Raw genomic sequence first — 12,624 nt, forward strand, 5'->3', positions numbered from 1 at the left:
TTTCAATATCAGACGAATATATGATCCATTACAAGAGTCCATCAGAAATTGCATCAATGAGAGAAAGCGCCCTGCTTGTCAGCAGGACGCTGACAGAAGTGGCCAAAATGCTCAAGCCAGGCATAACTACCCTACAGCTGGATCAACTCATTGCTGAATTTATCCGGGACAACGGGGGAATACCTTCTTTCCTCAATTACCGGGGCTATCCTTTCAATTCCTGTATCTCCGTCAACGACGTGGTGGTGCACGGTTTCCCCAACGAACGCGCGCTGCAGGCAGGGGATATCATCTCGGTGGACATCGGCGTGATCAAGAATGGCTGGCATGGCGACCATGCATATACTTTCGCCATCGGTGATCCGGGGGCGGAGATCATGCAGCTGATACGCGTGACTAAGGAATCTCTCTATAAAGGCATCGAGAAAGCGGTGGCAGGCGGCCGGGTAGGAGATATTTCCTTTGCGATCCAGGAGCATACCGAAAAAAAATATGGATATGGCGTCGTGCGCGAGCTGGTGGGACACGGTCTCGGCAAGCATCTGCATGAGGAACCGCAGGTGCCTAACTATGGCAGGCGCGGTACAGGCGCCAAGCTGAAAGAAGGCCTTGTGCTGGCCATCGAGCCCATGATCAACCTCGGGAAAAAGGAAGTGTATACGGAAAGGGACGGCTGGACGGTGCGCACGGCCGATCATCAACCTTCCGTTCATTTCGAACATGATGTGGCCATTCAAAAGGGCAAGGCTGATATCCTGTCGGATTACAGCATCATCGAGGCGGCCGAGAAGGGGAACCCTCATCTTTTCACCGCGCAGGATTCACCTGTGCTGGTGCAGCCCCAGTAATATTAACATTTCTTAAGACCAGGGAGGATTGCAGCGGTCGTATTTTTATTGAAGGTTCTAAAGATGAAAAAGACTTTTGCCTTCATATTAGCGCTGATCTATCTTTCCACCTCGATGGGCGCCGGATCGTACCTGCACTACTGCGAGGCAGGACAGGGCATCTGTCTTTCTCAAGGTAAGAACGACTGTTGCAAGGAAGCGCCGGGACATGTACAGGCAGAGCATCACCTGCAAGGGTTGGCGGCTTCGTTTAAAATTCATCCCTCTTCCGCCGCCGTATGCTCAGCATGGCCAGCCCGATGGCCAGGCCAGGCAGCACATGGCTTTTCTGCAAAGTATTTCCCTCACCAGGATCATCTCCTTCCGGATAAAGTCCCCCTGTTCTTACGCAACTGTAATTTTCGCATCTGACCGGCATCCTTCCAAGCGATGGCCTGCTATGGCAGGCATTCATTCCACATTTTTAATCAACAAAACTTTGTTTGTATGAAGCCGATCAGGATATTTTCAGCGATGATTCTTTTTTTGTGTGCGAGCTCTTTTGCTAACGCCCAGAACTACAAGCTGGACGGGCCTTTCCTTGTGAAGAAGACCATTAAGATATATGGCGATTGTGAAATGTGCAAGCACCGGATAGAGCGGGCTGCGAAGAGCACGCCAGGGGTACGTTACGCGCATTGGGACATGGATTCTCAAACACTGCTGGTGGAATATCTGCGCACCCGGACCAACCCGGAGAAGATACAGCAGTCGATAGCTGCGAAGAGACAAGACACTATTTGTTTGCGGAGGGTTGGGGTTAAGTAGATGTTGTATACTTTTGCCGCATGCAAACCAAGGACAAACGACTGGTGGTCATCGGTGGCGGCGCCGCGGGCTTTTTCTGCGCCGTCAATGCCGCCCGTCTGGATCCTTCCCTGCAGGTGATCCTCCTGGAAAAGACCGGCAAACTGCTCAGCAAGGTAAAGGTCAGTGGGGGCGGCCGCTGCAATGTCACGCACTCCTGTTTTGACATCGGGGAGATGATGAAGAAATATCCGCGGGGCGGGCAGTTTGTCCGGAAAGCTTTTCACCAGTTCTTTACTACGGATACGGTGCGATGGTTTGCGGAGCGGGGTGTTGAGCTGCATACCGAGGCGGATGGCCGCATGTTCCCGGTCAGCAATTCGTCGCAGACCATCATAGATTGTTTAACTGAGGAGGTTGAAAGGTATGGCGTTGAGGTGCGGTTGCATGCGGAAGTGGTGCGGGTGGCGCGGACAGATGATACATTCGCCGTGCATCTGGCGAGCGGGCAGGTGCTGGAAGCGAGTGCGGTGTGTATTGCCTGCGGCGGTTATCCCAAGTCTGCGTCCTTCGAGTGGATACGCGCTTTGGGCCATACGATCGAGGAGCCCGTGCCTTCTCTTTTTACATTTAATATGCCGGGAAATGGGATCACAAAATTAATGGGATTGTCGGTGCCTGAGGCCAGGGTGAAGATAGCGGGATCGAAGCTCCAGGAGAAGGGGCCGTTGCTGATCACGCATTGGGGGATGAGCGGGCCGGCGGTGCTACGGCTGTCTGCCTGGGGAGCAAGGGAACTGGCTGTGGGCGAGTATAAGTTTACGGCGTTGGTGAACTGGACCGGCGAGCTTTCTGAACAGAAGGTACGTGATCGGTTGCAAGAGGTGCGTTTTGAATGGGCGGCTCAAAAGGTAGCGTCGAAAAACCCGTTTGGTCTCCCTGCGCGGTTGTGGGAGTATGCGTTGGAAGTGTGTGGGGTACGTGACGACGTTAGATGGTCAGACCTGCCGGCGAAGGAGGCGAATAAGCTGGTTGGTTTTCTTGCTGCAGGAGAATTCCCGGTGAGTGGAAAGACAACCTTTAAAGAAGAGTTTGTCACGGCAGGAGGTGTAAGACTGGCGGAAGTTGATCCGTCGACGATGCAGAGCAGAAGGGTGCCGGGGCTTTTTTTCGCGGGGGAAATATTGGATGTGGATGGGGTGACGGGAGGATTTAATTTTCAGCATGCCTGGACGAGCGGATGGATTGCGGCTGCCAATATCAGCCGGCGAAGTGGACAAATAAGCGGGTGAGATTTCGGGCGGCCGGCAGGTGAGGTATATAGGGAAAGACTACCTTTATTGAGGAGTTTAAACCTTTATATATGAGCAATCAAACCGGAACGGGAAAGGCATCTTTTGCGCCTTCCTTAACCCTGCGCGTGCTGGCGCCGGCGCTGCAATTCTATAAGGATGCTTTTGGCGTGGTGGAATTGAAGCGCTATTCCAATGATGATGGAAGTATTCATGTGGCGGAGCTGATGCTGGAAGGCACCGAGTTTTATCTTCATGAGGAGATGCCGGGCAGCCAGGGGCGGAGTCCGGAGAGCGTGAAAGGGACGACGGTGGAGCTGGTGATCTTTGTGCCTGATCCGGACGCATTGATGGCGAGGGCATTGGCAGCAGGTGGGAAGGAGGCGCATCCCATGCAGGATTACTTCTACGGGCTGCGGCAGGGGACGGTGGAGGACCCGTTCGGGCATTTGTGGACATTCCAGAAAAGGATTGCTGTGAGGCCGGAGTAAGGTGGTCTAAATTATACTAATGAGATACACTTTCCAGTAACACATTGGCGTCGATGCCAAATTTCTGGTGAAGGCTGACCACGATGTTGAGGTTGGGCTGTTTTTTTCCGTTCAGAATTTCGGACAGTAAAGATTTTGAGATGGAGAGGTCTTCGGACAGCTCCGATTGGGAATAACGTTTGAATTGCATGATATAGATGAGTATATCCTGGAAAGAGGGCTGCATGGGCATGGGAAACTCTTTAAGCTCCCAGGCCTCCACGGCTTTGGAGAGCTCTTCCAGGTGATCTTCTTCCTTTGTGGTCAGATTGGAGAAGCCTTTCTGCAAATAGCTTTCGATCTCCGCCATTGCAGCATAGTATTGTTGTTTGTTGTTGATTTTTTTTGACATTTTTAATTCCCTACAAGGTATTTAACTCTCCCCGTTTGTTTAATACGTCATATTCTTTGTGGGTAAGAACCCGACGGATATATAACGTTCTTTTCTTGAAATGGATCATTGCGATCAATCTGTAATTATTCCCTGCAATATCGAATACGGATCTATCATTGCCGATGGCGTCACAACTGTTCCAGTTTTTTTTAACATCGCTGAATTGCGCCCAGTCACTTCCCATTGTCTTACTATACCATTCATTCAGGGCGTTTGCGCTTAGTGGATAACGGGATATGAAATCGCGAATCACTGGTCTTGATATAATGACCATAAATATTAATGTTTTTAATGATCTTCATGTGAAGACCATAATTTAATTTTTGGTTCATAATACTGCAATTTAATTATGGCAAATTTATAACTTTTTTCTCAAATGTGAAAAATGTTCTCATTTGTAATACTTGTTCTACTTAAGTACAAAGCTCTAGAACGAACTGTTTCATAATCAATTGGAAATCAATGGTGGCTACAGCGGATTTTTCCTGAAAATTTTGTATATTTGCAGCCCCGAATATAAAAACCTTCGGGATTTAAAAATGTCTGAAAACAATATTGTTAACTCAAACGCTGAAGGACAGGAGACTGCGGAAGTGGCTACTGCTACTGCCGAGGCTACAGCGACAAAAAAAGAACCTGTTTTCGTGCAAACTGCGCACGATGATTTCGATTGGAGCATCGACAAACGTAATGTTGCTGCTTACACCAAGGACGAAAAAGAGAAGTACGACAAGGTGTATGACAACACATTCGTAGCTATCACTGATGGAGAGCTGGTGAAGGGCCTCGTGGTGGGCATGACCAAGACCGACGTGGTAGTGAACATTGGATTCAAGAGCGACGGTCTCGTCTCTCTGAATGAGTTCCGCGACACCCCGAACTTAAGGACGGGCGATGAAGTGGAAGTTATGGTTGTGGAGAAGGAAGACAGGGAAGGTCACCTGCACCTGAGCCGCAAGCAAGCGCGTATCACCCGTGCATGGGAAAAGATCGTGGAAGTACACAAGACCGGCGAAGTTGTTACCGGCACAGTTACCAGCAAGACCAAGGGCGGCCTGATCGTCGACGTATTCGGAATGGAGACCTTCTTACCCGGATCCCAGATCGACGTGAAGCCTGTGACCGACTACGATCAGTTTGTCGGCAAGACCATGGAGTTCAAGGTGGTAAAGATCAACGAAGCGATCAAGAATGCCGTAGTTTCCCACAAGGCGCTTATCGAAAGCGATATCGAAGCACAACGTGCGGAGATCATCAGCAAGCTGGAGAAAGGCCAGGTGTTGGAAGGTACGATCAAGAATATTACCGACTTCGGTGCTTTTATGGACCTGGGCGGTCTGGACGGTCTGCTGTATATCACCGATATCAGCTGGGGCCGTATCAGCCATCCGAGCGAAGTGCTGAAGCTGGACCAGAAACTCCAGGTAGTAGTACTGGATTTCGACGACGGCAAGAAACGTATCAGCCTGGGTTTGAAGCAGCTGACCCCGCATCCGTGGGATGTGCTGCCTGAGACCATCAAGGAAGGTGAGATCGTGAAGGGCAAGGTGGTGAACATCGAAGATTATGGCGCATTCCTGGAGATCATGCCGGGCGTAGAAGGATTGGTACACGTAAGCGAAATTACCTGGGCCAATACCCCCATCAACGCCAAGGAGTTCTTCAAACTGGGCGACGAGCACCAGGCCAAGGTTGTTACCCTGGATAAGGATGCCCGTAAGATGAGCCTTTCCATCAAACAGCTGAGCGAAGATCCCTGGAATACTATCGAGATCAAATTCCCGCAGGGCAGCCGCCACAACGGCCTGGTGAAGAACATCACCCCTTATGGCGTATTCGTGGAGCTGGCTCCCGGCATCGGTGGCATGATCCATATCAGCGACCTCAGCTGGCTGAAACGCTTTAACCATCCTTCCGAATACACCAAGGTCGGTCAGCACATCGACGTGATGATCCTGGGTATCGACAAGGACAACCGCAAGCTGCAGCTTGGACACAAACAACTCGAAGAAGATCCCTGGAATGCACTGGAAGAAACCTTCGCAGTAGGATCTGTCCATGAAGGCACTGTTACCCGGAAGGATGACAAGGGTGCTATCGTACAGCTGCCTTACGGCCTGGAAGGCTTCGCCCCCAACCGTCACCTGAACAAGGAAGACGGCAAGCAGGTGGTTGCTGATGAAACGGCACAGTTCATGGTGATCGAATTCGATCGCAATGAAAAACGTATCGTATTATCGCACACCCGTCTGTGGGAGCAAGGCAAGATGGAAGAGAAGGAAGCTGCCAAGAAGGAAGCACGTGCTGACGCTGACAAGACGCGCAAAGCCGTCAAGAATATCCAGAGCAAGGTGGAAAAGCCGACACTCGGAGACCTGGGCGCTTTAGCATCGATCAAGGAAAAGCTGAAGCAGGAAGAGAAGGGACAGCAAGGCGGCGAGACGCCCGCACAGTAAAGCCATCATAAAGCTTACATATAAAACCCCAGGTGACCCCTGGGGTTTTTTTATTTTATCTGGTCGAATTGTGCATCGCCGAAGTCTGCCAGGGAATGCAGCTTCAGGTCGGCGGCACCCCATTTGGGCAGTGCGTATTGATCCGCGACAGGGATGGCCACGCAGCGCATACGGGCGGCTTTGGCGGCAACCATCCCGTTGAAGGAATCTTCAAAGCAGAGACATTCCAATGGGTGTACACCCAGGGCGGCGGCGCAATCCATATACACCTGCGGATGCGGTTTGCCGAAGGGAAGATGCTCCGCGGAAGAGGTGGCATCCAGGTAATGACCGATGTTCAGCTTTTTTGTCACTATGTCCACCAGGGAAAGGGGGGAGGAGGTCGCCAGCCCGATGCGGAAACCTCTCTGTTTAAAGAATTGAAAGATGTGATCGACGCCGGGCAGGGCTTCGGCTTTTGTCCGGATCTTTTCAAAGACATTTTCGTGAAGGGCCTGTACGGCCTGCGGTATATTGTCTTTGGGGATGTCATAATAGCCAAACCAGTAATCCAGCCATTCCGGGGTACGCAGGCCTGTCGTATGATGGTACTGTGCCGGCGCTAAAGTGACATTATACTCTCTCAGGGTTTCCATTCCTGCTATCTGCCAATAGGGCTCGGAATCGATCAGGAGCCCATCCATATCAAAAATAACGGTGTTCAATTGCATAGGGTTCCAAAGTTAACGAGATGTAAGGATTTCTGTCGTAACATTTCCGTACATTCGGGATGTTATACTTCTACTAAACACGGGGAATGAGCACATTTAGCGATCGTCTAAAAAGAATCCGTCTTGTTCGCAAGCTGGTGTATGCTGTCGTAGGCGTTATATCATATCCTGGCCTGACGATGGTGAACCGCCTCAAAATAAGCGGCACGGAGCATCTGCGTCGCCTGCCGAAGAAAAATGTTCTTTTTGTCAGCAACCACCAGACCTATTTTGCGGATGTGATCACTTTCCTTCATATTTTCTGTGCCGTGAAATGGCGTAAGAACAATAAGCTGGGGATCCCTTACTATTTGCTGAATCCTTTTACCAATGTATATTATGTCGCTGCGGAAGAAACGATGCGGGGCAGCTGGGTGAGCCGGCTTTTCACGCTGGCCGGAGCGCTGACCGTAAAAAGAACCTGGACCAACAAAGGTACGGAAGTAAGGAGGGGACTGGACCCTTCCGACACCCGTAAGATCACCCGGGCCCTTGAGGACAGCTGGGTGATCACCTTCCCTCAGGGAACCACCAAGGCTTTTGCTCCGGGGAGAAAAGGAACGGCGCTTATCATCAAGCAGAACAAACCCGTAGTAGTACCAGTGGTGATCAGCGGTTTCTGGAGGGCCTTTAATAAAACGGGACTTAAGTTTAAAAAGAAAGGGGTACAATTATCCGTCACGTTCAAGGCGCCGCTGGACATTAATTACGACGCTCCTGCGGAGGAGATCCTTGCCCTCATCATGGATGCCATCGAGCAGAGTAAGGAATATATGATGAAGGGGGCGCACCACTGGAAGAGCCAGCCGGCGTGATCAGCTCTTCATAAAAAATGCCTTTAGCTCACCCGCATCTTCCGGCTTTAGCTTACCGCCCAGGATCAGGCGCAACTGCCTTCTGCGAAGGGCACCTTCAAACAATCGCGTTTCTTCTTCTGTCTCCGCGGTGAGCTGGGGAACAGGCCGCGGCCTTCTGTTGGGGTCGAGGGCGACAAAGGTGTAATAGGCTTCGTTGCTCTTGTATTTATACTGCTGGAGGTGATCTTCACCCCATACTTTCAGGTATACTTCCATCGAGCTGGTGAATGCACGGGTGACCTTGGCTTCGATGTGCACGACATTGCCCAGCTTGATAGGATTCTCGAAGGAGATATTATCCACCGAGGCGGTGACCACCGGTGCGTTGCAATGTTTTCCGGCAGACAGGGCGGCTGCTATATCCATCCAGTACATCAGGCGGCCCCCCATCAGGTTGCCATATACATTGGTGTCATTGGGTAGGACCAGCTCTGTCATTACGATCAGTGATTCATGGGCGGTCTTTGCTTTGAGTTGCATGGGGCAAATATAACACCTTAAACGGTGATCTTTTCGCACTGTTGCAGGAATGTTTCGTCGACATCCGCGCCCAGGCCCGGGGTATCAGGGATCTCCAGGAAATAGCCTTTATATTGCACGCCGCCCGTGACGGGATCTGTCTTGTGGCCCAGCAGGCAGGTGTCCATGTCGTGGAAGATGATATTATCGTGCGCCAGGGCAAAATGAGCAAATGCGCTGAGGGCCACGCGACTTTCCAGCATGCCGCCCATCATACAGGGGATGTCGTGCTGTTTGGCGCATTTGTCGATCTCGATGGCTTCCAGGATGCCGCCGGATTTGGCGAATTTGATATTGATGTAGTCACAGGCATGCGCTCTGATCAGTCTTGCCGCGTCATGGTGATCGAAGACGCTTTCATCGGCCATAATCTTTACGGGAGATTCCTTGCGCAGCAAAGGCAACTTGTGGTCGTCCCAACGCCGCATGGGCTGCTCGCAGAACTGAACATGGTATGGATCCATATCACACAGGGCATCGAGGGCTGTATCGAAGTCCCAGCCCTGGTTTGCGTCGATCCGCAGCTGGATGTCCTCTCCGACGGCGGCCCTGATCTGCTTAACCCTTTCCACATCTTCCCTGACATTTTTACCCAACTTGATCTTGATGATCCTGACACCATTTTCCATGAATTGAATGGCTCTTGCCGCCATGTTCTCCGGCGTATCAATGCCAATGGTCAGATCGGTCTCGATATCCTTTTTCTTTCCACCCAGGTATTGATAGAGGGGTTGACCGGCCTTTTTTGCCGCCAGATCGTAGAGGGCCATGTCGAAAGCGCTTTTGATGGTGGCGTTGAAGGCGGTGAAAGCATGCAGCTCGTTCATTCGCTCTTCGATGTTTTCGGCGGCTTTACCTTTCCAGAGCGCGGCAAAGTCTTTGGCCATTTCGAAGCAGGTGGCCTGCGTTTCGCCAACGATCATAGGGAAGGCAGAGCATTCGCCCACTCCATAGTAGCCCGCGTCGGTATGGATACGGATGAAGATATTCTGTGCAGCATGCATCGTCCCTGTGGCAATCGTAAAGGGATGCATAGGAATACTGAGCTTATAGATGTCGGTCTGAAGGATCTTCATGTTTTGTTTTTTATTGGCCTTTATAGCCCGGTCCGAAAATGGCCCTTCCCGGCCTGGCGCCTGTATGCTGACCATCTTTCAGCACTTCCACGCCGTTGACGAATACGGCCGATACGCCTGTGGCCAGCTGATGTGGCTTCTCGTAAGTGGCATTTGCGCGAACGGCAGCGGGATCAAAGATCACCACATCGGCGTAATAACCGGCGCGAAGTTCGCCTCTTTTTTTCAATTTCAGCCTGGCGGCTGCCAGACCGCTGAGCTTATAGATCGCTTCTTCCAGCGGGATGACCTTTTCTTCCCGTACATAAGTGTCGAGGAGGCGGGCGAAATTGCCATAGGACCGGGGATGGGTGCTGCTTTTTAAAAATACGCCCTCCGGGGCCATGCTGGCCGCATCGGAGCCAAAGCTCATATATGGCAGCCGGATCTCTTTTTTCACGTTGTCCTCGCTCATAAGAAAATAGATCACCTCCACCCGGGAATGGTCCTGTATGACCAGATCGATGATCGTCGCCTCGGGGGTCGTATGGCGCATTTTGGCAATCTCGCTCAGTCTTTTGCCCGTGAGGTATTTCAGGGAATCCTGTTTAAAGCCGGCGCAAATGATGTTATCCGCCCCTGCGCCGAGATAAAGGTTTTCCCAGGCATTGGTGGGGGTGGTCATGTCCCTGAGGGTCTGCCTGTATATCCTGGGATCTTTGAGTCTCTCTATCCATTTATCCAGTCCTCCTTCCTGTACGGCCGGGGGCATAGAAGCGTCAAAACCTGTAGCGCCGGCGGTGTAGGTATACATACAGGCGGAGATGTCCAGACCGGCGGCCCGGGCGCTGTCGATCTTAGCAATGAGGGAATCCATCTTGCCCCAGTTGTTCCTGCCGGCGGCCTTCAGGTGATAGAATACGGCCGGAATACGGGCTTCCCGGGCAATGTGGATCAGTTCGTCGGAGGCCTGCAGCAGCCGGTTGCCTTCGCTGCGGATGTGGGAGATGTATATGCCGCCATAGGGTGCGGCGACCTTACAAAGCTCTATCAGCTCGTCTGTGCCGGCGTAGAACCCGGGTGCATAGATCAGGGCTGAACCGATGCCCAGGGCCCCTTCTTCCATGGATTGCCTGACCAGGGCCTTCATTTTGTCCAGCTCGGCGGGAGTGGGGGGCCTGTTGGCGTCCCCCAGTACGTTCTCCCGGATGGTGGAGGCGCCCACAAAGGAGGCTACATTGGTGGAGACGCCTTTCTTTTGTAACCAGGTCAGATAATCCTTCAGGGTAGTCCATTCGACCTTGTACTTTATATCGCCTTGCTGAGATTCCTCTATTTTTTTCATTGTATCGGTGAGGGGGCCTTCGGAGCTGCCTTCGCCGAAAACTTCCAGGGTCACGCCTTGCCGGATGGCGCCCATGGAACGGCCATCGGCCAGGAGCGAGGTGACGGACCAGCTTTGCATATCGATGAAGCCGGGGCTTACTGCCTTGCCAGCGGCGTCTATTTCATGTTTTGCGGTGGCTTTGGAGAGGTCTCCTATGAAGGCGATGGTATCGGCCTGTAAGGCGATGTCGGTTTGAATGGGTGCTTTGCCTGTGCCATCGTAAAGCATTCCATGGCGGATAATGGTGTCGTAGGAGGGGGCGTTATGGCAGGAATAGAGGAGGACTATACATAGTGGGAACCAACTATATCTTCTCATGCGAGGCTATTTGAGTTCAATATATGAATTGCATGGAATTGGGCGTTGAAAAATTTGGGTCGGGGCCGGGGCTTCAAGATTCCTTCTTACTTTTGCCCGCAAATCAGGTTTTCCCATTATGAATGCAGACCCCGGCACCATATCTTTCGACAATACGCAGAATGCCTTCGAGTACAAATCCGACAAGGAGCTGAAAAAAGCGGCTTTTTTATTTTCCAGCATGGGCAATGGCACCCTGGTAAAGCTGGGAACGCGGCTCACGCCCTGGATGATCCGTTCCGGCCTGCCAGTGAAAGGCCTGATACGCAACACTATATTCGCGCAATTCGTGGGAGGCGAGACCCTTGCGGAAACGGCTGCCGTCGCCCGTAAACTGGGGGAATACCATGTCCAGGTGATCCTGGACTATGGGGTGGAGGGCGGTGATGAGGGGGAGGAGGGGTTTGACCATGCCTGCGAGGAGTTTATCCGGGTCATCGACTATGCCGCCTCCCAGCCCAATATTCCTTTTATGAGCGTAAAAGTGACGGGTATTGCCCGTTTTGGGCTGCTGGAGAAGCTGGACCGCGGTGTAGGCAGCGTAGGGGAGGGTGGAAGCCTGATGAAGCGCTATGCCCGGGCTGTGGATGCGCTGACCCGGCAGGAAAAAGAGGAATGGGAGCGGGTTCAGCGGCGGATGGAGCGGATCTGCGTGGAAGCTTCGGCGAAAAAGGTCGGTGTGCTGATCGATGCGGAAGAGACCTGGGTGCAGGATCCCGTGGATGTGCTGACCATCCTCATGATGGAGAAGCTGAACCGGGGCCGGGTAACGGTGTACAATACGATCCAATTATATCGCCATGATCGATTAAGTTTTTTAAAGGATTGCTATGAAGCAGCGGTGGAAAGGGATTTCATCCTGGGCGCCAAGCTGGTGCGGGGCGCTTATATGGAGAAGGAGCGGCGGCGGGCGGCGGAAGTGGGGTATGCTTCGCCTATACAGCCTTCCAAGGAAGCTTCGGATAAGGATTATAATACGGCGCTGGAATTTTGTATCGGGCATCTGGATCGTGTGGGGCTTATCGTAGCTTCTCACAATGAATATAGCAACCTTTATGCGGTGCAGCTGCTGCAGGAGCGGGGGTTGCCTTTGAATCATCCGCATATTCATTTTTCGCAGCTGTATGGGATGAGCGATAATATTACCTTCAACCTGGCGAAGGCAGGGTGTCCGGTGAGCAAGTACCTGCCGTTCGGGCCCATACGGGATGTGGTGCCTTACCTGATGCGGAGGGCACAGGAGAATAGTTCGGTGTCGGGGCAGACGGGGCGGGAACTGGGGTTGATCAGGAAGGAGCTGCGGAGGAGAGGGGTATGAAGGGGAGGAAGCTGGGCATTTTTTATGGGATAAATCTAAAAAATTCTTTACTTTTACGCCCTGTTATTTTGAAACC

General features: G+C 52.1%; 14 protein-coding genes. 8 read left to right on the plus strand and 6 right to left on the minus strand.

The genetic code is table 11. The features are described 5' to 3' along the window. Positions 1–20: 20 nt before the first annotated feature. From map to Q4E93_RS16395, 5 genes are all read left to right on the plus strand, one after another. Complete coding sequence (gene map / locus Q4E93_RS16375) at positions 21–848, plus strand: type I methionyl aminopeptidase (protein WP_303586983.1); 828 nt, start codon at positions 21–23, stop codon at positions 846–848. A gap of 63 nt (positions 849–911) precedes the next feature. After that, a complete protein-coding gene (locus tag Q4E93_RS16380; RefSeq protein WP_303586985.1) occupies positions 912–1,259 on the plus strand; it encodes an HYC_CC_PP family protein in 348 nt (115 codons plus the stop codon). Between the two features lie 75 nt (positions 1,260–1,334). After that, positions 1,335–1,655, plus strand: a complete 321-nt coding sequence (locus Q4E93_RS16385) for a heavy-metal-associated domain-containing protein (protein ID WP_303586987.1) — start codon at positions 1,335–1,337, stop codon at positions 1,653–1,655. A gap of 20 nt (positions 1,656–1,675) precedes the next feature. Beyond that, positions 1,676–2,926 carry a BaiN/RdsA family NAD(P)/FAD-dependent oxidoreductase gene (locus Q4E93_RS16390; protein ID WP_303586989.1) on the plus strand — a complete coding sequence of 417 codons (1,251 nt, stop codon included), beginning with the start codon at positions 1,676–1,678 and terminating at the stop codon, positions 2,924–2,926. Positions 2,927–2,997: 71 nt separating this feature from the next. Further along, complete coding sequence (locus tag Q4E93_RS16395) at positions 2,998–3,417, plus strand: VOC family protein (RefSeq protein ID WP_303586991.1); 420 nt, start codon at positions 2,998–3,000, stop codon at positions 3,415–3,417. A gap of 16 nt (positions 3,418–3,433) precedes the next feature. Here Q4E93_RS16395 and Q4E93_RS16400 read toward each other — a convergent pair whose 3' ends face one another. Further along, positions 3,434–3,808 carry a helix-turn-helix domain-containing protein gene (locus Q4E93_RS16400; protein WP_303586992.1) on the minus strand — a complete coding sequence of 125 codons (375 nt, stop codon included), beginning with the start codon at positions 3,806–3,808 and terminating at the stop codon, positions 3,434–3,436. A gap of 10 nt (positions 3,809–3,818) precedes the next feature. Beyond that, positions 3,819–4,124 carry a type II toxin-antitoxin system HigB family toxin gene (locus Q4E93_RS16405; protein WP_303586994.1) on the minus strand — a complete coding sequence of 102 codons (306 nt, stop codon included), beginning with the start codon at positions 4,122–4,124 and terminating at the stop codon, positions 3,819–3,821. Positions 4,125–4,389: 265 nt separating this feature from the next. Here Q4E93_RS16405 and rpsA point away from each other — a divergent pair, with 265 nt between their 5' ends. Further along, positions 4,390–6,306, plus strand: coding sequence for a 30S ribosomal protein S1 (rpsA, locus tag Q4E93_RS16410; RefSeq protein ID WP_303586996.1), 1,917 nt, complete (start codon positions 4,390–4,392; stop codon positions 6,304–6,306). 50 nt (positions 6,307–6,356) lie between these two features. Here rpsA and hxpB read toward each other — a convergent pair whose 3' ends face one another. After that, entirely contained in the window at positions 6,357–7,016 is a 660-nt protein-coding gene (hxpB, locus tag Q4E93_RS16415; protein WP_303586998.1) for a hexitol phosphatase HxpB, read from the minus strand. A gap of 86 nt (positions 7,017–7,102) precedes the next feature. Here hxpB and Q4E93_RS16420 point away from each other — a divergent pair, with 86 nt between their 5' ends. Further along, positions 7,103–7,870, plus strand: a complete 768-nt coding sequence (locus tag Q4E93_RS16420) for a lysophospholipid acyltransferase family protein (RefSeq protein ID WP_303587000.1) — start codon at positions 7,103–7,105, stop codon at positions 7,868–7,870. Here the strand turns inward: Q4E93_RS16420 and Q4E93_RS16425 are convergent, their stop codons facing one another. From Q4E93_RS16425 to Q4E93_RS16435, 3 genes are read right to left on the minus strand one after another with little or no spacing between them, the layout of a single operon-like run. Beyond that, entirely contained in the window at positions 7,871–8,392 is a 522-nt protein-coding gene (locus Q4E93_RS16425) for an acyl-CoA thioesterase (RefSeq protein ID WP_303587002.1), read from the minus strand. Between the two features lie 17 nt (positions 8,393–8,409). Then, complete coding sequence (locus Q4E93_RS16430) at positions 8,410–9,507, minus strand: mandelate racemase/muconate lactonizing enzyme family protein (RefSeq protein WP_303587004.1); 1,098 nt, start codon at positions 9,505–9,507, stop codon at positions 8,410–8,412. Positions 9,508–9,517: 10 nt separating this feature from the next. Beyond that, positions 9,518–11,191: an N-acyl-D-amino-acid deacylase family protein gene (locus Q4E93_RS16435; RefSeq protein WP_303587006.1), complete on the minus strand. Its 1,674-nt coding sequence runs from the start codon at positions 11,189–11,191 to the stop codon at positions 9,518–9,520. 118 nt (positions 11,192–11,309) lie between these two features. Between Q4E93_RS16435 and Q4E93_RS16440 the strand changes: the two genes are divergently transcribed. Continuing rightward, positions 11,310–12,548 carry a proline dehydrogenase family protein gene (locus Q4E93_RS16440; protein WP_303587008.1) on the plus strand — a complete coding sequence of 413 codons (1,239 nt, stop codon included), beginning with the start codon at positions 11,310–11,312 and terminating at the stop codon, positions 12,546–12,548. The last annotated feature ends 76 nt before the right edge of the window (positions 12,549–12,624 follow it).

It is taken from the genome of Flavitalea plasmicola (genome assembly GCF_030546645.1).
Classification (GTDB): domain Bacteria; phylum Bacteroidota; class Bacteroidia; order Chitinophagales; family Chitinophagaceae; genus Puia.